The sequence below is a fragment of the Paralcaligenes sp. KSB-10 genome, assembly GCF_021266465.1.
In the GTDB taxonomy this organism is placed as follows: Bacteria; Pseudomonadota; Gammaproteobacteria; order Burkholderiales; family Burkholderiaceae_B.
In genome coordinates this window covers 435,989-458,333 of the sequence record NZ_CP089848.1, presented here as the reverse complement: position 1 = coordinate 458,333, position 22,345 = coordinate 435,989, and the positions used below count along the sequence as shown (strand labels likewise).

General features: G+C 59.2%; 14 protein-coding genes. 8 read left to right on the top strand and 6 right to left on the bottom strand.

Annotation, left to right across the window (positions count from 1 at the left end):
* The first annotated feature begins 6 nt into the window (after nt 1–6).
* The 4 genes from kdpB to kdpE all read left to right on the top strand — a co-directional run bounded on the left by kdpB (nt 7) and on the right by kdpE (nt 6,165).
* Nucleotides 7–2,034 (top strand): potassium-transporting ATPase subunit KdpB, encoded by a 2,028-nt coding sequence (gene kdpB / locus LSG25_RS02060; protein ID WP_232744533.1) that lies wholly within the window; start codon nt 7–9, stop codon nt 2,032–2,034.
* A gap of 9 nt (nt 2,035–2,043) precedes the next feature.
* The gene (gene kdpC, locus LSG25_RS02055; RefSeq protein WP_232743063.1) at nt 2,044–2,616 is read left to right on the top strand and encodes a potassium-transporting ATPase subunit KdpC; all 573 of its coding nucleotides are present in this window, start codon (nt 2,044–2,046) and stop codon (nt 2,614–2,616) included.
* 94 nt (nt 2,617–2,710) lie between these two features.
* A complete protein-coding gene (locus LSG25_RS02050) occupies nt 2,711–5,449 on the top strand; it encodes a DUF4118 domain-containing protein (RefSeq protein ID WP_232743062.1) in 2,739 nt (912 codons plus the stop codon).
* Between the two features lie 14 nt (nt 5,450–5,463).
* A complete protein-coding gene (gene kdpE, locus LSG25_RS02045; protein WP_232743061.1) occupies nt 5,464–6,165 on the top strand; it encodes a two-component system response regulator KdpE in 702 nt (233 codons plus the stop codon).
* A gap of 40 nt (nt 6,166–6,205) precedes the next feature.
* Here kdpE and rph read toward each other — a convergent pair whose 3' ends face one another.
* Nucleotides 6,206–6,940 carry a ribonuclease PH gene (gene rph / locus LSG25_RS02040; RefSeq protein WP_232743060.1) on the bottom strand — a complete coding sequence of 245 codons (735 nt, stop codon included), beginning with the start codon at nt 6,938–6,940 and terminating at the stop codon, nt 6,206–6,208.
* A 190-nt stretch (nt 6,941–7,130) separates the two neighbouring features.
* Between rph and LSG25_RS02035 the strand changes: the two genes are divergently transcribed.
* Entirely contained in the window at nt 7,131–8,057 is a 927-nt protein-coding gene (locus tag LSG25_RS02035; protein ID WP_232743059.1) for a YicC/YloC family endoribonuclease, read from the top strand.
* 295 nt (nt 8,058–8,352) lie between these two features.
* Nucleotides 8,353–10,593 carry a TonB-dependent siderophore receptor gene (locus LSG25_RS02030; protein ID WP_232743058.1) on the top strand — a complete coding sequence of 747 codons (2,241 nt, stop codon included), beginning with the start codon at nt 8,353–8,355 and terminating at the stop codon, nt 10,591–10,593.
* 55 nt (nt 10,594–10,648) lie between these two features.
* On the opposite strand, the gene LSG25_RS02025 is transcribed toward LSG25_RS02030, so the two are convergent.
* The gene (locus tag LSG25_RS02025) at nt 10,649–11,158 is read right to left on the bottom strand and encodes a cupin domain-containing protein (RefSeq protein WP_232743057.1); all 510 of its coding nucleotides are present in this window, start codon (nt 11,156–11,158) and stop codon (nt 10,649–10,651) included.
* A gap of 14 nt (nt 11,159–11,172) precedes the next feature.
* A complete protein-coding gene (locus tag LSG25_RS02020; protein ID WP_232744532.1) occupies nt 11,173–12,063 on the bottom strand; it encodes a 5'-methylthioadenosine/S-adenosylhomocysteine nucleosidase in 891 nt (296 codons plus the stop codon).
* A 226-nt stretch (nt 12,064–12,289) separates the two neighbouring features.
* Between LSG25_RS02020 and LSG25_RS02015 the strand changes: the two genes are divergently transcribed.
* Both LSG25_RS02015 and LSG25_RS02010 read left to right on the top strand, forming a co-directional pair.
* Nucleotides 12,290–13,939 carry a VRR-NUC domain-containing protein gene (locus tag LSG25_RS02015; protein ID WP_232743056.1) on the top strand — a complete coding sequence of 550 codons (1,650 nt, stop codon included), beginning with the start codon at nt 12,290–12,292 and terminating at the stop codon, nt 13,937–13,939.
* Nucleotides 13,936–16,212: an ATP-dependent DNA helicase gene (locus LSG25_RS02010; protein ID WP_232743055.1), complete on the top strand. Its 2,277-nt coding sequence runs from the start codon at nt 13,936–13,938 to the stop codon at nt 16,210–16,212. Before LSG25_RS02015 ends, LSG25_RS02010 begins: the two co-directional genes overlap by 4 nt.
* On the opposite strand, the gene LSG25_RS02005 is transcribed toward LSG25_RS02010, so the two are convergent.
* From LSG25_RS02005 to LSG25_RS01995, 3 genes are read right to left on the bottom strand one after another with little or no spacing between them, the layout of a single operon-like run.
* Nucleotides 16,145–17,740, bottom strand: coding sequence for an efflux transporter outer membrane subunit (locus LSG25_RS02005; RefSeq protein WP_232743054.1), 1,596 nt, complete (start codon nt 17,738–17,740; stop codon nt 16,145–16,147). The genes LSG25_RS02010 and LSG25_RS02005 overlap by 68 nt on opposite strands.
* Nucleotides 17,741–17,759: 19 nt before the next feature.
* The gene (locus LSG25_RS02000) at nt 17,760–20,945 is read right to left on the bottom strand and encodes an efflux RND transporter permease subunit (protein ID WP_232743053.1); all 3,186 of its coding nucleotides are present in this window, start codon (nt 20,943–20,945) and stop codon (nt 17,760–17,762) included.
* A gap of 27 nt (nt 20,946–20,972) precedes the next feature.
* A complete protein-coding gene (locus LSG25_RS01995; protein WP_232743052.1) occupies nt 20,973–22,181 on the bottom strand; it encodes an efflux RND transporter periplasmic adaptor subunit in 1,209 nt (402 codons plus the stop codon).
* Between the last annotated feature and the right edge of the window lie 164 nt (nt 22,182–22,345).

Genomic DNA, 22,345 nt, shown 5'->3' with positions numbered 1-22,345 from the left:
TATTCAATGCTTATCGCCTTGATTGAAGCGTGCAAAAAACTTGATCCGCGTATCCAATGGCGCAATCCGGTAATGTTCGTGGTGTATGTGGGCAGCATCATGACCACCCTGCTGTTCATCCAGGCTGTCGTCGGCGTGGGCGAGGCAAGTCCGGGATTTATTCTTGCCGTGGCAATCTGGCTTTGGTTCACCGTGCTGTTTGCCAATTTCGCCGAGGCCCTGGCCGAAGGCCGCAGCAAGGCACAGGCGGCATCGCTGCGGGCCTTGAAGAAAACCATTATCGCCAAGAAGCTGGAGACCGCCCGGCATGGCAGTCCATGGGCCGCAACCGATGCCATTGCGCTGCGCAAAGGCGATACGGTATTGGTCGAAACAGGAGACACCATTCCTTCCGATGGTGTGGTCATCGACGGAGTGGCTTCTGTAGATGAAAGCGCCATCACAGGGGAATCCGCGCCAGTCATTCGCGAATCGGGCGGCGATTTCAGTTCAGTGACGGGCGGAACACGGGTGCTGTCGGACTGGTTGATCGTTCGCGTGGCGACCAATCCCGGCGAAGCATTCCTGGACCGCATGATCGCCATGGTCGAGGGAGCCAAACGCAAAAAAACGCCCAATGAAGTCGCTCTTACGATCTTGCTGGTAGCGCTCACCATAGTCTTTCTGGTGGTTATCGTCACCTTGCTCCCTTACTCGCTCTATTCGGTTCATATTGCCAACGGCGGTTCGCCGGTGTCAATCACCGTATTGATCGCCTTGCTGGCCTGCCTTATCCCGACCACGATAGGCGGCTTGCTTTCAGCCATCGGCGTGGCCGGCATGAGCCGGATGATGAGGGCAAATGTCATCGCCACGTCGGGCCGCGCGGTCGAAGCGGCGGGCGACGTCGATATACTGCTGCTGGACAAGACAGGAACCATTACCCTCGGCAATCGGCAAGCCGCATTGTTTGTCCCCGCTCCCGGCCTCACGGAACAGCAACTGGCCGACACGGCGCAACTGGCATCCCTGGCCGATGAAACGCCCGAAGGACGCAGCATCTGCATATTGGCCAAGCAGCGCTTCAATATCCGCGAACGCGACATGACGGCGCTGCATGCCAGCTTCGTGCCCTTCACTGCCCAAACCCGCATGAGCGGTATCGATATTGACGGCCGCGCGATTCGCAAGGGCGCCGCCGACGCGATCAGGCGTCATGTCGAATCGCTGGGGCAGGCTTTTCCGGCTGAAGTCGAGAGAGCCGTGGACGATATGTCCCGGCGCGGCAGCACTCCCCTGGTTGTGGCTGACAATGGCCGGGTAATAGGTTCAATCGAACTGAAAGATATAGTCAAAGGCGGTATCAAGGAACGGTTCGCCGAACTGCGTCGCATGGGTATCAAGACAATCATGATTACCGGCGACAACAAATTGACGGCCGCCGCGATCGCCGCCGAAGCCGGCGTGGATGATTTCCTGGCCGAGGCCACGCCCGAGGAAAAGCTGAAACTGATACGCGGCTATCAGGCGGAAGGACGAATGATAGCCATGACGGGCGATGGCACCAATGACGCTCCGGCGCTGGCCCAGGCGGATGTGGCCGTGGCCATGAATTCCGGCACGCAAGCGGCCAAGGAAGCCGGCAATATGGTCGATCTGGACTCGAATCCGACCAAGCTGCTGGAAATCGTGGAAATCGGCAAACAGATGCTGATCACACGCGGCTCGCTCACGACGTTTTCCATTGCCAACGACGTCGCCAAGTATTTTGCGATTATTCCGGCAGCGTTCGTCACTACGTATCCGCAACTGAAGGCGCTCGACGTCATGCATCTGGCCAGCCCCTCATCGGCCATCATGTCGGCGGTGATTTTCAATGCCTTGATTATCGTGGCTCTGATTCCATCGGCCCTCAAAGGCGTCAAATACCGTGCCGTTGGCGCTGCGCAGTTATTGCGCCGCAACTTGCTGATCTATGGACTGGGCGGGATCCTCGTGCCATTCATCGGCATCAAGCTGATTGATCTGGCGCTGACCTTGCTTCATCTTGTGTAGGAAATCATCATGAAAGACACACTGCGCCCGGCGTTCATACTTTTTGCAGCACTTAGCCTGATTTGCTGCCTGGTATATCCCTACGCAATAACAGGCATAGGCCAAATAATCTTTCCCTACCAGGCCAATGGCAGCCTGATACAGAAAAATGGCCGGACGATAGGATCGGCGCTCATCGGCCAATCGTTTTCGTCGCCACGCTATTTTTGGGGGCGGCCATCAGCCACCGGGCCGATGCCGAACAATGCGGCGGCCTCCGGAGGCTCCAATCTTGGCCCCTCCAATCCCGCACTGCCGGACTCCGTAAAAAGCCGCATTGCAGCGCTGAAACGGCTTGATCCGGACAATACCTTGCCAATTCCTGTCGATCTGGTCAGCGCTTCGGCCAGTGGCCTGGATCCGGAAATCAGCGTCGCGGCGGCCAATTACCAGGCCCCGCGTATCGCCCGCCTGCGCAAGCTCCCTCTCGCGGCGGTTCTCAAGCTCATTTCCAGCCATGCACAGGTTCAACATCTCGGCTTTTTTGGCGAGCCCAGGATCAACGTACTGGCCCTGAATATGGCGCTCGACGAGCAGCACTGACGTATCATGGCAAATACAGGCCCGGGAACAAGGATCGGGCTTTCCGCACTAACCGGGAAATGCGAAACATCAATCCATATTGCCGCACCGACACATGCCTTCAAACGACTATCCGCGTCCGGATCCTGATGTTCTTCTTGCCCAGGTAACCGAGCAGCAACGCCAGGCCTCGCGCGGGAAACTGCGTATTTATTTCGGTGCGTCGGCGGGCGTAGGCAAGACCTACGCCATGCTGGCGGCCGCCCGCCAGCTCCAGAGCGAGGGACTCGATGTCGTAATCGGCATTGTGGAAACACACGGCCGCAGCGAAACTGCCGCACTCGCCCAGGGCCTTGAAATCCTGCCTTTGAAACTACTCGAATATCGAGGTAAAGACCTCAGGGAGTTCGATATCGATGCGGCGTTGGCTCGCCATGCGGAGCTGGTGCTGGTAGACGAGCTGGCGCATTCGAATGTGCCCGGCTCACGCCATCCCAAACGGTGGCAGGATATCGACGAACTGCTCGACGCAGGCATGAATGTCTTCACTACCGTGAACGTGCAGCATCTCGAAAGCCTGAACGATGTGGTGGGCGGCATTACGGGCATCCGCATCACGGAAACCCTGCCCGACACCTTTTTCGACTCGGCCGCCGAAGTGGTGCTGGTCGATCTTCCCGCCGATGAATTGCTGGCCCGGCTCAAAGACGGCAAGGTCTATCAGGCGCAACAGGCCGGTCATGCCGCCCGCCATTTTTTCCGCAAGGGCAATCTTATTGCCTTGCGCGAGCTGGCGCTGCGGCGCACCGCCGACCGGATAGGCAGCGATGTTCAGGCCTACCGGATCGAAAAATCGATCAATAAAGTATGGGAAACCGATACCGCTTTGCTGGCCTGCGTGGGTCCGAGTCCCGTGGGAAGCGAACATCTGGTCCGCAGCGCAGCCAGGCTCGCCGGCCAGCTAAATGCCCAATGGCACGCCATTTATATTGAAACACCTGAGCTGCAGCGTTTATCGTCCAGGGAACGTGAGCGTATCCTGAAAACATTGAAGCTTGCACAGAACCTGGGAGCCACCACGGCCGTCCTGCCAGGCAACAATGTCACCAGGGAAATCGCCGACTACGCGCATGGCCATAACTTTTCCAAAATCGTTCTCGGGCGTGGCCATCCGCCGCCATTCTGGAAAAAAACCCATGCCAGGCGCATCGCCGGCTACGCACCCGACCTCGATCTCATCGAAATCAGCCACGCCGGGCTGGCCGAAGGGCAGATAGACAGAAACCCAGGCCCCAACCTCAGGGTTGGCTCTTATGACTCACCCCGTCCCTCGCGCAGGGACAGGCACCCCTGGCGCTACATCTGGGCGGCGATCGCCTGCGTTTTAACCGCGATCGGCGTCACGCCCATGCTGCCTTACTTCGATCTGGCCAACATCGTCATGCTGTTCCTGCTGCTGGAGGTGCTGATAGCCATACGGCTTGGGCGCGGGCCTGCGGTTATGGCGGCATTCCTGAGCGTTGCCCTGTTCGATTTCTTTTTCGTCCCGCCCCGCCTGTCCTTCGCGGTAGGCGATGTCCAATACCTGCTTACATTCGCCGTGATGCTGATAGTCGGGCTGATTACCGGGCAATTGGCCTCCGGACTGAGTTATCAGGCCAAGGTTGCCGCGCATAGGGAACGGCGCGCCCGCGCCTTGTACGAATTCGCCCGTGAACTATCCAGCCCCCTGGAAACAGAAAAAATTGTGGACATCACACAGGACGTCATCCAGCGCATGTTCCACTCCAGGGCAAGCCTATTGTTGCCCGACGATAACAGCCGCCTGCGGGCTTCTGTTGCAGCGCCTGGGCATTCCAGCACGGTTCCGAATCCGGACTCTATCGATATGGGTACCGCACAGTGGTCCTACGACCGGGCATTGCCGGCTGGGCTGGGCACCGATACCCTGCCCGGCAGCAAATTGTTTTATCTCCCGCTGATAGCACCGATGCGCACCCGCGGCGTGCTTGCCATACAGCCGAGGAGCCATCGCTGGATCTGGATCCCCGAACAGCGGCAGCACCTGGACACCTTTGCAACGCTTGCCGCCATCGCCCTCGAACGCGTGCATTATATCGATGTGGCGCGAAGCGCCCTGGTGCGAATGGAATCGGAACGCCTGCGCAACTCTTTGCTGGCAGCGCTGTCGCACGATCTGCGCACGCCGCTGACTTCACTGGTGGGATTATCCGAAGCACTCACCTTATCGCGGCCCGCGCTGACGGGGACGCAATCGGAGCTGGCCCATGCCCTGCACAATGAATCCCTGCGCATGAGCAATCTGGTTGCCAATCTGCTTGATATGGCGCGTATCCAGAGCGGCGAAGTTCAGCTCAATCGGCAATGGCAACATATCGAGGAAGTCCTGGGCAGCGCATTGCGCATCAATCAAGCTTTGCTGCGCGGCCATGAAATAGCGACCCGGCTTGCCCCGGATCTGCCGCTGGTTCATTTCGACGCCATGCTGATCGAAAGAGTGCTGTGCAATCTTCTGGAAAACGCCGGTAAATACACTCCAAGCGGTTCTCGCATCACGATTGCCGCAAAAACCGCAAGCCAATTCCTGGAAGTTTCAGTCTATGATAACGGGCCTGGCTTGCCCCCTGGAAAGGAGGAAGCCATTTTCGAAAAATTCACTCGCGGCGCACAAGAATCCGCAACCAGCGGAATCGGCCTGGGCCTGGCGATTTGCCGGGCCATCGTTGCGGCGCATGGAGGTGTCATCCGCGCGGCGCAATCACCGGATGGTGGAGCCTGCTTCGTTTTTACCTTGCCTTTGGGCACAGTTCCAGACATGCCCGACCTGGACTAAAGTAATCCGCTACCATGACAGAATCGGTTCCCATTGCACTGTTGATCGAGGACGATCCACAAATCAGACGCTTCCTTCGCATGTCGCTAACGGACGAAGGATGGCAAATCGTTGAAGCGGACACGCTGCAACGCGGCCTTATCGAAGCCGGCACACGCAGACCCGAACTGATCATTCTCGACCTTGGCCTGCCGGATGGCGACGGGGTCGATCTGATAGCCGATCTGAGGCAATGGTCCCGCGTTCCTATTATCGTATTGTCGGCGCGGACCAGCGAGGCCGATAAAATCAAGGCGCTAGACGCCGGAGCCGACGACTACCTCAGCAAGCCGTTCGGAGTCGGGGAACTGCTTGCCCGAGTCCGCTCCGCGCAACGACGTGCCCAACAAACCGCGGCCGTCGTGCATGGCATCATCGAGTTTGGCGATGTCAAAATCGATCTCCAGGCTCGCATGGTAAGCAAGGCAAACCAGATGGTGCACCTTACACCTACGGAATACCGCTTGCTGGCGGTCCTGGCGGGCAACGCGGGGCGCGTCGTCACCAATACGCAACTATTGCGCCAGGTCTGGGGCCCCTCGTACACCGAAAATGCCCATTATCTGCGAATTTACATGAGCCATTTGCGCCAGAAACTGGAAGACGACCCCGCCCAGCCACAATACCTCCTGACTGAAACCGCAGTGGGCTACCGCCTGCTCCTCCCCTTGCTGTAGGGCGGGCCTGCTGATTTCCATAGCGATATCTGCGTTACCGTTATGGCGTGACAGCCTGCTGCTGAAATTTCGCCAGTTGCGCGATGCCATCGCGCGCCAGATCCAGGAGATTGTCCAAAGCCCCGCGATCGAAGGTCTGCCCTTCGGCCGTGCCTTGAACTTCGACAAAGTGCCCGCTGCCGGTCATGACGATATTCATATCGGCATCGCAGCCCGAGTCTTCTATGTAATCCAGATCCAGCACTGCCCTGCCGTCGACCATGCCCACCGACACCGCCGCCACGCTGTCGCGCAACGGGTTGACGGCAAGAACCTTGCTATCGATCAAACCCTGGACGGCCAGCGCGGCGGCTACCCAGGCACCTGTAATACTGGCGCAACGCGTGCCGCCATCGGCCTGCAAGACATCGCAATCCAGATGCAAAGTGCGCTCGCCCAGGGCTTCCAGATCGAAAACCGCCCGCAAACTGCGGCCGATCAAGCGCTGAATTTCCTGAGTGCGCCCGCTTTGCTTGCCGCGTGCCGCTTCGCGGTCGGAGCGTGTATGCGTGGAACGCGGCAACATACCATATTCGGCCGTAACCCAGCCTTGCCCTTTGCCTTTTAGAAAAGACGGCACTTTTTCCAGTACGCTGGCATTGCACAAGACATGGGTATCGCCAGCCTTGATCAGCACAGAGCCTTCCGCGTGGCGGGTATAACCGGCTTCAATCGACAAGGGGCGCAACTGGTTGATTGCACGGCCGGAGGGGCGGTGCCTGGTGGAAGTGGACAAGGCTTTCCTTTGAATAATCGTTGGTTGGCGAAGGACAAACAGTACTGAGCAGTCTAGTTTAAAGGCTCGTACGGGAAAACAGGCAAGGCAACAAGGCATCTGGCCGAAAAAAAAGCAAATTATCCAGCTTTTATGTTGCCGGCCATATCGGCCATAATAGACATCTCTCTCATTCTCAGCAGGACACCCCATGATACGCAGCATGACCGCATTTGGCAGTGCCCGAGCCGAATCGCCCGCCGGCAGTGTGACCATAGAGTTTCGCAGCGTCAACAGCCGCTTTCTCGATCCGAACTTTCGCTTGCCTGAAGATCTGCGTATGGCCGAGGGAGCGATTCGAGAAAAACTGGGCCAGTTCATCAGTCGCGGCAAGATCGACATCCGTGCCAATTATGTCCGCACGAAAAATGACACGGACAAAACCCTGGATATTGCTTATTTGGCAGTCGTCGCCGAGCAGCTCGCCGCGGCGCGGGCCGTCATACCCGATATGGAAGCCCCCAGGCTTGCCGAGCTGCTGAATCACTCGAACAGCGCCGACAGCGGTACATTCGATCCGGAAATTTGGACAGCCATGTGTCTGGAAGCAGCCACGCAGGCGCTTGCTGAGCTGCAGGCGAATCGCGAACGCGAAGGCGCCCGTCTTGCGGCCATGATGCTGGCCTGCTCCGCCGAAGTGGCCGATATCGTGCTTCAAGTGGAACACGAACTGCCTCAGCTGCTTGCCGATCATCAGGAAAAACTCGCCACCAAGCTGCGCGAAACGCTGGAAGCTGCCAGCCCCGGCGGCTTTGCGCAAATCAGCGGCCCTGAACTGTCGGCCCGCATCGCCCAGGAAACCTCATTGTTTTCGCTGCGTATCGATGTCGCCGAGGAGCTTTCACGCCTACGCTCGCATATTTCGGAGCTGGAACACTTGTTGCGTACAGGCGAAACCAGCACCGACAAAAAGAAAACCGGCAGCATCGGCAAGCGCCTGGACTTCCTGTTCCAGGAAATGAACCGCGAGGCCAATACGCTGGGCTCCAAAGCCAGCGGCCTGAGCATCACCCGCGCCGCTATCGACCTGAAATTGCAGATAGAACAAATGCGCGAGCAGGCGCAAAACATTGAGTAATCTTCCACGACGTTTTATAAGCGATTGCGCATCTCTGAAAAGCCCGTATTTACGGGCTTTTCTCATTTCATCAGGACGCTGGCTTGCTGTGAATCCGGGCAGTATCGTGCTCGACCGATACTCTAAGCTGTTTGTGCTCAAACAGCTGGATTATGCAGATCAAGGCGCCGACCACGATGAAAGCGGGTTTGGATAAACCTCATGGCTTGGGAATTTGCAAAAATTCCCTTTAGAGATAATAATGCGAATGATTTTTATTTAAATATCGATTATTTATCTGAAAGGCTACACATTGATGCCCCACCCTGTTTCTCATGCACACCAGGCAGACTCGCAAACGTGCCGCAAATCGCCGCCCGTCATCACTTTGCGGCGCACCCGGCCGGGCGGTGCGATCCAGGGCACACTGGGCGCGGCGCTCCTGCTCGGCGCTGCTGCAAGCCCTGGCCTGCTGTATGCGCAAACCATCGCCGCGCCCGCCCCAACGCTGGAAACGATCACAGTCTCCGGCACGCGCTCCGTCTCCAAACCAACGCCGCCAGCCTACGCCGGCGGCGAAGTGGCGAGCGGAGGCCAGGCCGGCATTCTGGGCAACCTGGACAATATGGATATGCCCTTCACCCAGACCAGCTATACATCCAAGCTGATCCAGGACCAGCAAGCCCGCACCTTGGGCGATGTACTGAAAAACGACGCGTCGGTGCAGGTCGGCAATGGCTACGGGAACCAGGCCGAAACCTTTGTCATCCGGGGCTTTCCGCTGAACAACGACGACCTTTCATTTAACGGCTTGTACGGCATACTGCCGCGCCAGGTGCTGCCGGTCGAAATGGTGGAAAGAGTCGAAGTCTTCAAGGGCGCCAGCGCATTTCTGAACGGCGCCGCACCCGGTGGCTCCGGCCTGGGCGGCATCATCAACATCCAGCCCAAGCGGGCCGCCGACACACCATTGACGCGGTTGAATCTCGACTACACCGGCCGCGGCCAGTTCGGCGGCGGCGTCGATATCGGCCGGCGCTGGGGTGATGACAATCGGTTCGGCATCCGTGTCAATGCCGCCCACCGCGATGGCGATACGTCGGTTCCAGGCGCAGGCATGCGCAGCACGGTCGGCACCATCGGCCTGGATTACCGCGGCGATCAGCTCCGCGTGTCCCTGGATGCCGGCTATCAGAAGATCCACTTCGATCACCCACGCCCCACGATCAATATAAGCGGCGCGGTGCCGGATGCGCCATCGAACAGCATCAATTACGGGCAGCCCTGGGCCTACAGTGATCTAGAAAGCACCTTTGCGGTGACGCGCCTCGAATACGACCTGAATTCGAACTGGACCAGCTACGCGGCAGTGGGTGTGAGCCGCGACAAGGAAAGCGGCGACTATTCCGCACCGACCGTCGATGGCCAGGGCATAGGCACCCGAGGCTTGCTGTCCGTGCCTTTCCAGCGGGACACCTTCACCGGCGAAATCGGCTTGCGCGGCCAATTCCGCACCGGCCCGATCGGCCATCGCGTCAATCTGGCCTATTCGGCCCTGAACAAGACCGAACGTACGGCGTTCGAATACATCAGCGCCGACCCCGCCAATATATATGAGGAAATGAACGTGCCGCGTCCCGTGGGCGTCGTCACCGGCAACATGGACGATCCCAATGTTTCGCAGCGCCTGCAGTTGCGCAGCGTCGCGGTTTCCGACACGCTGTCGTTCTTCCACGGTGATGTGCTGCTCACCCTGGGTGCGCGCAACCAGAGCCTCGTCAGCAATAGCTACGATGTCGCCACGCGGGCGCAGACCTCCAGATACGACAAATCGATCACTACCCCGGTGGTGGGCCTGGTAGTGCGGCCATGGGATACCGTGTCGCTCTACGCCAACCACATCGAAGGACTCAGCCAGGGCGACATAGCCGGGGCGACCGCGGTCAATGCCAACGAAGCGCTGGCTCCCTACCGGACCAAGCAGAATGAGGCAGGCATCAAGGTGGATCTGGGCAACTACGGTGGCAGCCTGGGCGTTTTCCAGATCGAGAAGCCGGTGGCTTACCTGGATCCGGCCACGAACATCTTCGGCCCATCGGGTGAGCAGCGCAATCGCGGCGTCGAACTGAACGTGTACGGCGAACCGCTGCGCGGCTGGCGCGTACTGGGCGGCGTCACTTTCATGGATCCCCGCCTTACCAAGACCAGCGGCGGCGCCAATGACGATAACTATGCCCCGGGCGTGCCGCGCTTCCAGGGCGTCATCAGCACCGAATGGGACCTAAGAGGCGTACCCGGCCTGACCTTGCAGGCCAGCCTGCTGCATCACGGGTCGGAATATACCAGCGCCACCAATGCATACAAGATTCCCAGTTGGACCCGGCTGGACCTGGGCGCGAGGTATGCCACCAAGGTTAACGGACACAATGTGGTCTGGCGCGCCGGAGTGGAAAACGTCGCCAATCGCGCCTACTGGGCGTCGATTGCGCCGCAATTCGGACAGATAACGCAAGGCGAGGGGCGAACCGTAAAATTGTCGATGTCGGCCGATTTCTAGGGCAATGCGGGCTTTCCGGCCCATCGCTGGGCCGGCCTCTGGCTCAATGCCGACATCACGCAGGCCTGAGCAGGCGCTTGATCAATTTCGCATGTTGGGGATATTGCCCAAGCAGTTCGTCTGCGACGGCCATCTCGAATTCGCTGAACTCAAATCCCGGCGCCACGGTGCAACCCACCAGGGCATACCCCTGCGGCTCCGCCAGTTCGGCGCCAAACCAGCAGCCGGCCGGAACTACTGCCTGGAAGACGGCATCGGCCCTTTCCTGCGCATTGCCCAAGCGGTATGTGGCGAGCTCGCCCTTGCCGTCCAGCACATGCACGTCCAACGGACCGCCGGCATAAAAATGCCAGATTTCATCCGAAGCGATCCGGTGCCAGGCCGAATACGCGCCCTGATCCAGCAAATAATAAATAGCCGTCGAAGCGCTGCGCTGCGCACCATCCGCGCTGCGCCGCACGCTCTGCCCGCCGCGATAGGTTTCGCGGTAATAGCCTCCTTCCGGATGCGGCTGCAGTTGGAACCGCTCGATCAGGCTTTCCACACGCGTGGCATCGGTATTCATGCGGCGCCTTTTCCTTATTTCCAGGCAGCGAGGAAAGCCAGCAGGACCCTGGCCGAGTTGTCGGCCGCGATATTCATGAAAGTATGCATCTCGTTGACGCCCTCGCCGCCGCCGGCCAAGTCGCTGAGCGAGCGAAACGCAATGAATGGAACGCCATTGCTGTAAGCCACCATGGCGCAGGCGGCGCTTTCCATATCGAGCACATTGGCATGGAAGGTTTTGAATGCGTACTCGCGAAAGGCGGCGTTATCCACGAAGGCCGAACCCGACACGCCGTTGCCGCCAACGACCAGCGCGGGATGGCGCTTGAGGCATTCATTCCGCTTGTCGCATGAAGCAAGTTTCACGTTGCGGATGGACTTGGCTACGGCCAGCATCTGCGGATCGACATCGAACCAGAATTTCTTGCTGGCTTGCGGCTGGGCGGCGGAACGTACTTTTACCGGCCGCGGATACATCATGCCGAAATTGGGAAAACTGAAATCGTCTTTGCCGGGCGGCGGCTGAAATACGCCGGGCGCCGTTTCACGCGCCATCAGCACTTCCAGATACTGGCCCCAACGCTCCACGACTGTCACATCGCCAATATGCAAGGAGGGATTCACCCCTCCCGCAATACCGCTGAACACCACATGGCTGATCTTGAAACGATCCAGCGCCAATTGCATATTCATCGCCGCATTGGTCATGCTGATGCCGCTCAGGAACAGCACCACGGGCTTGCCCTGCAGCGTGCCGGTGGTGAATTCCACGCCATTGACGGAGAACTTCTCCGGCTGCTTGAGCTTGCCGTGCAACAGGGCCAGCTCGGGCTCGAATGCCGAAATAACGGCGATGCGCGATATGCTGTCCAGCAATGCCGCCGCATGCGCGGGCAACAGCAGGCAAGAGGCCACGAGAAGCATGGCGGAGACAGTTCTGACAATGCGGTCGAAGTAGCGGGACATGGCGCGGGGTCGCAAATAATAGTTCAAGGAAAGGGCATGCCGCATTGTACGTGCAGTGCCATCGGGGTCAATACACAACGCCCATCCAGCTTTCACGCGGTGATCGATAAAAAGCCCGCCGGCCATGAATAGTCCTGGCCCAAAGCTTGATATACTGTTTTTAAATACAGTAATACGCAATACCATGAACCGAGTGCTGGAAAACCGCTACTACTATCTTGACAATTTCGAGATGGTCTTGCGCTGGGTCGAACAACGCTACAGCGACCTGCTGCTCGATACCGAGCGCGATTTCATCGGGAACTTCAGCATGCTGCCTCGCGCGTCGCGCGCGCTGCTGGTCAGGATGATCATGCGCAAGGGCACGCTCTTCAGAAGCAGCAAGCTGCACTATGACGAAATCGGCGGCGCCGTCGAGGCCGCGCAGGCTTTGATCGAACAGCGCTGGCTGGACGACAGGCCACCGCTCACGCTCGAGCAATTGTTCACGCTGCTGACCAAGGCGGAACTGGGCTGCGTATTCGACTCTGCCTTGCCCGATAAAAACGCCAGGAAAGCCGACCAGTTGCAGTCTCTTAAAGACCGCTACACCGAACTCCAGCCCTACGATGCCTGGTATTGCGGCGCTACCGACCACGTGTATGAACTGCTCGTCATGCCCGTTTGCGAGTGCCTGCGCTTGATGTTCTTTGGTAATTTACGCCAGGACTGGTCCGAGTTCGTCCTCGCCGACCTGGGCCTGTATGCGTATGAAAAGGTGGAATTTCCCGCTACCTCGCGCATTTTCCAAAACCGCCAGGACATCGCCGACTATCTGCATTTGCATCATTGCCGCGAACGACTCCGCTCGGGCACCGATGCAGGCCTGGTGCAGACTGATATTCCTTCGGATCCGTACCAGAACGAATGGCTTGAACAACGCCGCGCCAAACTGCTATTCCAGATCGCTCGACACTACGAAAAAGACAAGGACTGGGCTCGCGCCCATGCTTTGTATTCGCAATGCGCCTATTCCGGCGCCCGCAGCCGAGCCGTACGCGTTCTGGAACGCAGCGAACAATTCGAACCCGCCCTGCAATTAGCCCTGGCAGCCCAGCAGCAGCCGGAAAGTGAGGCGGAACAGCAGCAAATGGGCCGCATCGTTCCGCGCTTGCTGTGCAAGCTGGGCCACCCTCCCGTGCCGCGCGCCAGCGCCGTACCCATAGCAAAGCTGACCCTGACCCTGCCCGAACCGAGCCTATCCATGGCTGTGGAAGAACTGGTCCAGAGCCATTTCCAGCAGGCACTGAGCCCCGTCTATTACGTAGAAAATACGCTGGCCAACGCACTGTTCGGCTTACTGTGCTGGAGAGCCATTTTTGCCCCTCTTCCAGGAGCCTTTTTCCATCCCTACCAAAGCGCTCCGGCCGACTTGCACAGCGCCGATTTTTACCGGCGGCGCCAGGAACTCTTCAGGTCTTGCCTGGCTCAGCTGGATTCCGGCGAGTACACGCAAACCATCGCGCAAAACTTCAGGAACAAGGCCGGGATCCGCTCGGACTTCGTGGCATGGGAAATATTAAGCCATGAAATTCTGGACCAGGCTTTGGCCTGTATTCCCGCCCTGCATTTGAAAAAATGGTTTGAGCGGATCTTGCTCGATATCCCCTCCAATCGCTCCGGCTTTCCAGACCTGATCCAGTTCTGGCCTCGGGAAAAACGCTACCGGATGATCGAAGTGAAAGGCCCTGGCGACCGCTTGCAAGACAATCAGCTGCGATGGTTCGACTACTGCGCGAAGCACGATATGCCTGTGGCGGTCTGCTATGTCCGCTGGGCGGAAGACGCGGCATGAAATATACCGTTGCCGTGCGAACCCTGTGCGAGTTCACGGCCAAACAAGGCGACCTCGATCTGCGTTTTACTCCCTCGCCCACCGCGCGGGAAGGCATCGCCGGCCATGCACTGGTTGCGTCGCGCCGTGGCGCCGATTATCAATCGGAAATAAGTCTTGCCGGGGAATTTCAGCACCTTACTGTCCGCGGCCGCGCCGACGGATACGATCCGGTGCAAAACCAGCTCGAGGAAATCAAGACATTCCGTGGCGAACTGGCCTCCATGCCCGCCAATCACCGCTACTTGCATTGGGCCCAAGTCAAAGTCTATGGGCACCTGCTATGCGAAAAGCTGGGTTTGCCGGAACTCAGGCTGGCATTGGTTTATTTTGACATCGTCGCCAAGCAGGAAACCGTATTGAACGAACTGTACAGCGCCGCAACGCTCAAAAAGGGTTTCGAAAGCCAATGCCGGCAATTTCTGGACTGGGCCGCCCAAGAACTGGCCCACCGTGTCAACCGCGACCACGCGCTGGACGGCCTGCGCTTTCCGTATGCCCAATTCCGCACCGGCCAGCGGCCTTTGTCCGTAGCAGTATATAAGGCGGCGCGCAGCGGCCTATGCCTGGCGGCTCAGGCTCCGACCGGCATAGGCAAGACTGTAGGCACTCTGTTTCCTCTTCTGAAAGCCGCCCCCGCCGCGCAACTGGACAAGCTGTTCTTCCTGACCGCAAAGACTTCGGGCCGCAATATCGCCTTGAACGCCTTGGCGCAAATCCGGAACATGAACTCCGGCACGCCGCTGCGCATCATCGAGCTCGTCGCCCGGGACAAGGCCTGCGAACACCCGGACAAGGCTTGCCATGGCGCATCCTGTCCTTTGGCCCTGGGGTTCTACGACAGGCTGCCGGCAGCGCGCCAGGCGGCGCTCGACACAGCATGCCTGGACAAGCAGGCACTGCGCCGGATCGCTTCCGAACATCGAGTATGCCCTTATTATCTGGGCCACGAATTGGTGCGTTGGTGCGACGTGGTGGTTGGCGATTTCAATTATTATTTCGACTCGAGCGCCATGCTGCATGGCTTGACCGTCGCCAATCAATGGCGTGTGGGACTACTGGTCGACGAAGCGCACAACCTGATCGAGCGCGCCCGCAAAATGTATACGGCCGAGCTCGAGCAGGCGGCCCTCACGGCACTGCGCCGCTCGGCGCCGCCGGCGCTGAAAAAAACCTTGGGCAGCGTCAGCCGCTGCTGGAATGAGCTGCTGAAAAACCAGCCCGCTCCTTACCAGACGTACAACGGCGTTCCGGCAAAATTCATCGCCGCGCTGCAGCGGGCTGCCGCAGCCATCATCGATTACCAGACCGACAACCCCACTCATGCCGATAGCTCCTTGCAGCGTTTTTACTTCGATGCTCTGCATTTCCTGCATATCGCCGAGCTGTTCGATACTCATTCCCTGTTCGATATTGCCGTGCCTGCGGCCTGCGGGGGCGCCGCAGGCCAACAGTCGGTATTGTGCTTGCGCAACATCATCCCCGCCCCCTTCCTCGCACCCCGGTTCAACGCAGCTCATTGCACAACGCTGTTCTCGGCCACACTGACTCCCCGGCGTTTCTACAGCGACATACTGGGCTTGCCGCCCGACAGCGCATGGATCGACGTGGAGTCGCCTTTCAGGCCCGAGCAACTGACAGTCCAGGTCGCCCGCCGCATCTCGACCCGCTACCAGCACCGCGAAGCATCCTTGCAGCCCATGGCCGACTTGATGGCCATGCAATACAGCAAGCAGCCTGGCAACTATCTTATATTCCTGAGCAGTTTTGATTACCTGCGGCAACTGTCCGCCCTGTTCAAAAGCCGCCACCCCGGGATCCCCATATGGGAGCAGGCGCGGCATATGGACGAAACCGAGCGCGAGGCGTTTCTGGAACGCTTCACGGAGGCTGGACGCGGTTTCGGATTTGCCGTCTTGGGCGGCGCCTTCGCCGAAGGCATCGACTTGCCCGGGCAAAGACTGATAGGCGCTTTCATTGCGACCCTCGGACTGCCTCAGATCAATCCGGCCAATGAACAGATACGGGAGCGCATGGGCATGGCCTTTGGTGGAGGCTATGAATACGCCTACCTGTACCCGGGTATCCGTAAAGTGGTGCAAGCCGCCGGGCGCGTGATCCGCACACAATCAGACCAGGGTGTGGTGTACCTCATGGACGACCGTTTCAATCGGCCGCAGGTGCGCGGCCTGCTGCCGAAGTGGTGGCGTGTGACATGCCTTGAGCCGGGCTGATGGGCGACCCCTCAATACCGTTGATCGCGCCAGACAAGCTGGCCCTGGCTCCTGGCCCCTGCGCAAGTTTTTTTGCGGATTTGCCGCCGTCCCAGCCGCCACCTACGGCCCGGATCAGATTGACCGCCGCGGAAGCCCGCTCACCGTCCAGTTGCACGGCTACGCGGCGCTGTTGCAGCAAGACCCGATCTCCGTCAATGACATCCAGGTAACTGATGGACCCTTCGCGGTATTGGACATGCAGCAGCCGCGCCGCGTGAGCAGACGCTTTGACGGCATCGTCCTGCACCCGGGTCTGGTCGCCCAGTATGCGCAGATTGGCCAGATTGTCTTCCACCTCTTTAAAGGCAATCAGTACCTTCTGACGGTAAGAAGCTACATCTTCCTCATACTTGGCACGTGCGCGATCGAGGCCGGCCTGGCGCTGACCGCCATCGAAGATCGGCAGCGACAGCATGGTACCCACCAGCGGCCCGAGCAGAAAGGCGCGGCTGGACCATTGAAACAGATTGCCCAGCTCGGACGACTCGTAGCCATAGGCCCCGGTGATATCCAATCGGGGAAAGAAGGCCGCCTTGGCCGCGCCGATGCGGGCATTGGCAGCCGCCATGGAACGCTCGGCCGCGGCGATATCCGGGCGCCTTTCCAGCAATGAAGAAGGCAAACCCGCCGGGATATTTACCGATACGCGTTGCAAAGGATCTTGCGTGAAGGAAAATTCGGCGGGCGCTTTGCCCAGCAATATTGCCAGGGCATGTTCGGCCGTCGCACGCCTGCGAGCGATTCCCAACGATTCCGATTGAGCGGAAGCCAGTTCCGACTTGGCGCGCGCGACATCCAGTTCGCCAATATCGCCTTCGGAAAACCGCCGCTGCATTAGTTGCAAGGTATGTTCGCGCAGCTGAACCGTTTCGCGATAAAGCTCTTGCTCGGCATCGAGTTCGCGAATCTGGTAATAGCTTTGTGCCACATCGGCTTGCAAAGCCAGCTGCACCGAGCGGAATAAGGCCTCGCTTTGCTGCTCGTCTGCTGTGGCGGCATTGACATTGGCGGAAACGCGGCCGAACAGGTCGGCTTCGTACGAGACGCTGGCCTGTCCGCGCCACAAAGTGGCCGGCGCGTTGGGCGCATCGTCGGGCAAACCTTGCGAGGCATTGGAGGCGCGCTGCCGGGTCGGCCCGAAACCGGCATCGACCTGGGGAAACAGTGCAGACCTGGATCCATGCAGCAAGGCACGTGCCTGTTTCAGGCGCGCGGCGGCGGCCTCCAGGTCGTGATTGCCGGCCATGGCCTGCTGCTCCAGGGCGTTCAGCGTTGTATCGCCGAACACCTTCCACCATTGGCCGCGCTCCATATCCTCGGAAGGCTGTGCGGCCTTCCATTGCCGCGCGGCTTCGGGAGACATGAAGGCCTCTTTGAAGGCTGGCGGCGTGTCCACCGACGGCCGCTGATACCGGGGCCCGACCGAACACGCCGCCAATACCAGCAAGGCACCCGTGGACAGCAGAAACTTTGTTGCTTTGATCATTTGAAGATTCCAGATATACCTAGTGTTCGGGATGCGGCGAAAGCGCCGGAGCTTCATGGGCCGATGCCGAATGCAGCTTGCGTGCGCCGAATGAGCGCAGCAGCACATAAAAGACCGGCGTCAGGAACAGGCCGAATGACGTCACCCCCAGCATGCCGAAAAACACGGCAATACCCATGGCATGGCGCATTTCCGACCCTGCGCCGCTGGCCGTGACCAGCGGCACCACTCCCATGATGAATGCGATCGAAGTCATCAGGATGGGACGCAGGCGCAAGCGGCTGGCCTCGATCGCCGCTTTCAATGGCGTATTGCCCTGCAACTCCAGCTCGCGCGCAAACTCCACGATAAGAATGGCGTTCTTGCAAGCCAGTCCGACAAGCACCATCAACCCGATTTGAGTGAAAATATTGTTATCGCCGCTCGTCAGCCATACCCCGGTCAGGGCGGCAAGCACCCCCATGGGCACGATCAGAATGACCGCCAATGGCAGGGTCAGGCTTTCGTACAAGGCGGCGAGCACCAGAAATACCAGCAGCACGCTGATCGGGAACACCCAAATGCCTGCGTTGCCCGCCAGCATTTGCTGGTAAGTCAGGTCGGTCCATTCGAACTTGACCCCGCGCGGCAAGGTCTTGGCGGCAACACGCTCGGCGGCGGCCTGCGCCTGATCCGAGGAATAGCCCGGAGCGGGACCGCTGTTGATGTCCGCCGAGGTATAGCCGTTATAGCGGACCACCATTTCGGGCCCATAAGTAGGCGTGACCTTCACCAGGGAAGAAAGCGGGACCATTTCGCCCGCGCGATTGCGGGTTTTCAACTGCAGGATGTCTTCGGCCTTGGCGCGAAACGGTGCGTCGGCCTGTGCCCTTACCTGGTAGACGCGTCCAAAACGATTGAAATCGTTGACATAGAGCGAGCCCAGATATATTTGCATGGTATCGAACACATCGGTAATCGGTATGCCCAATTGCTTGGCCTTGACGCGATCGAGATCGACATTCAACTGCGGAACATTGATCTGATAACTGGAAAAGGCTGGACCCAGCTCAGGCGTTTTTCGGGCTTCGGCAAGAAAGGCCTGTGCCGCCTCATCGAGTTTGGCATAGCCCAATGCTTCGCGATCCTCGAGCTGCAGCTTGAAGCCGCCTACCGTCCCCAGGCCCATGACGGGCGGCGGAGGAAATACGGCGATGAAAGAATCCTTGATGCCGGAGAACTGGCGATTGAGCGCCGCCGTAATAGCCTGCGCAGACAAGTTTGCGCCGCGCCGCTGATCAAACGGTTTCAGCGTAAGGAATACGATTCCGGCGCTGGAGCTATTGGTAAAGCCATTGATCGACAGGCCGGGAAATGCGACGGCGTTTTCGACGCCGGGCTGCTTCAAGGCAATGTCGCTCATCCGGCGTATCACCGCCTCGGTACGATCCAGCGACGCGCCGCTGGGCAATTGCGCAAAGCTGATCAGGTATTGCTTGTCTTGCGCCGGGACGAATCCGCCGGGGACGATATACGATACACCGACCGTCAGGGCCAGCAATACCAGGTAGACCCCCATGGACGAAGCCTTGCGCGCGATAACTCCCGACACACCCTTCGCGTAACGCTCGGACGAGCGCCCAAAGAAACGATTGAAGCGCGCAAAGAACCCACCCAGGACGCGATTCATGCCGCGCGTGAGCCAGTCGGGTTTTTCGTCATGGCCTTTGAGCAGCAGCGCGGCCAGGGCGGGCGACAAGGTAAGCGAATTGAACGCCGAGATCACCGTGGAAATCGCGATGGTCATGGCGAACTGCTTGAAGAACTGGCCGCTCAACCCTGTGATGAATGCCATCGGCACGAATACCGCAACCAATGTCAGGGCAATGGCGACAATCGGACCGCTCACCTCGCGCATGGCGCGGTACGTGGCCTCGCGAGCCGACAGTCCGCTGGCGATATTCCGCTCTACGTTTTCGACTACGACGATGGCGTCATCCACCACAATCCCTATGGCCAGCACCAGCCCGAAAAGCGACAAGGCGTTGATGGTGTAACCGAATGCCAGCAACAGCGCGAACGTTCCTATGATGGATACGGGCACGGCCAGCAATGGAATGATCGAAGCGCGCCAGGTTTGCAGAAACACGATCACGACCAGCACGACCAGGGCAATCGCCTCGAGCAGCGTTTCAATGACCGCCTTGATGCTGGAACGGACGAACTGGGTGGGATCGTAGACAATGCTGTACTTGACGGAGGACGGAAAATCGGCGGACAGCTCTTTCATGGCCGCCCGTACCTGATCGGACACAGCCAGGGCATTCGCGCCGGGCGACTGCATGATCCCCAATGCCACGGCCGGTTTGTTATCGAGCAAGGAACGCAAGCCATATTCGGATGCCGCGAGTTCGACGCGAGCCACGTCGCCAAGCCGGGTCACCCCGCCATCGTCCGATGTTTTCAACACAATATTGGCAAAGTCCTCCCGCGTGTGCAAGCGGCCCTGCGCATTGACGGACAACTGCATGGGCACGTCCGGAGAGCTGGGCGAGGCGCCGATGACACCGGCGGCCACCTGTACGTTCTGCTCCCGTATGGCCTTTACCACATCGCTGGCTGTAAGACCGCGCTGGGCGACCTTCTGCGGATCCAGCCAGATACGCATGGCGTAGTCGCCCGAGCCCCACAGTTGTACTTCGCCAACGCCGGGAATGCGCGCCAGCCGGTCTTTTACGTTCAACAACGCGTAATTGCGCAGATACGTCATGTCGTAACGCGTATCGGGCGAGATCAGGTGCACCACCATGGTCAGCGTGGGAGAACTCTTGATGGTTGTAACACCGAGCCTCTGTACATCGTCGGGCAAGCGGGGCAAAGCCTGGGCCACGCGGTTTTGCACAAGCTGCTGCGCCTTGTCCGGATCTACGCCGAGGCGGAAATTGACCGTCAGCGTCAGATTGCCATCGCTATTGGCCTGCGACTGCATGTACAGCATGTTCTCTACGCCGTTGATGGATTCTTCCAGCGGCGCGGCCACGGTTTCGGCAATAACCTTGGGGTTGGCGCCGGGGTACTGGGCATGCACCACCACGGATGGCGGCACGACCTCGGGATATTCCGAGATAGGCAACTGAAATACCGCCAGCGCGCCGGCCAACAGGATAAGAATGGACAGCACGCCCGCAAAAATGGGCCGATCAATGAAAAATTTTGAGATATTCATGAAATTCCGGATTTAGGCTTCGTGGGCTCAGGATTTATTGCTGTCTGCCGATTTCGCCGGGTCGGAAGCAGCCAGGCTGCGCGGGCTTTCCATAAGCACGATTTTCGGATTGAGCTGGTCTCCGGGCCGTACACGCTGCAAGCCGTTGACCACGATCCGCTCGCCCGCTTTCAGGCCGCTCTGGATGACTCTGAACCCATCGTAATTGGCCCCTATGCGAACTTCCCTGTAGCTGGCCTTGTCGGCCCCATCGACCACCAGTACAAAGCGTTTGTCCTGATCGGTGCCGATTGCCTTTTCGTCGATTAAAACGGCTTGATGCGGCGCGCCGCCGCCCAGACGGATGCGAGCATACAGCCCGGGCACCAGTTCGCCATCGGGATTGTCGAATTCCGCACGCACACGTATCGTGCCCGACGAGGTATCGAGCTGATTGTCGACGGATTCCAGCCTGCCCTTGCGGGGATAAGCGTCTTCGTTGGCCAGGCCCAGATACACGGGCAGAGGTGTGCCGCGGCCCTCGCGGGCAGGATTGACGAATTTCAGGAAACTTTGCTCGTCGACATCGAAAGAGGCATACATGTGCGCCACGGAAACCAGTGTCGCCAAAGGCTTGGAACCCGCCCCGGCGGCAACGACGTTGCCGACGGTCAATTCCGCGCGCGACATCCGGCCCTCAATTGGAGCGCTTATGCGGGTATGCTCCAGATCCAGTTCCGCCGATTCGAGGGCAGCCTTGGCTGCTTGCAGATTGGCGGCCGCTTCACGCGACGCATTGCGTTTCTCTTCGAAATCGCGCCGGGCAATGGCATTGTCGGCCAACAGGCGCTGGCCGCGAGCCAAATCGGAGGCCGTGTAGGCCGCGCGTGCCTGAGCTGCGGCAAGCTGCGCTTTGGCGCGATCCACCGTGGCGGCATAAGGACGCGGATCAATGGTGAACAGCACATCGCCCTTTTTGACAAGGCTGCCATCCTTGAAATGAACGGCGACCAATGTACCGGAGACCAGCGGCCGGATTTCAACCCGGTTTACAGCTTCAAGGCGGCCCGAGTAATCGTGCCAATCCGTGATGCTGCGGTCCAAGACGGTGGCAACGTCGACGGGTGTTCCGGGCGGCATGATCGCCGCCGGTTTGCCCGGAGGAGTACCCGCGTCGACGCGAAGAGCGACAACGCCGCCGACAAGGGCCAGCGCCACGATTGCCACCCAGGCAAACCGATTACGCAATAGAGACATGATGATCCTTCAAAATGTGTTTATTCGGGAAACCAAGCGCGAAAACACGCAATCGGCCAATAGCTCCCGAAGGTGCCGTTCGTTGGAAAACGATGGGCGCCGGGCCGGAACGGCCATAGCCTGTGGCGTACGCGTGAGAAAAAAAACAACAATATACTGTATAT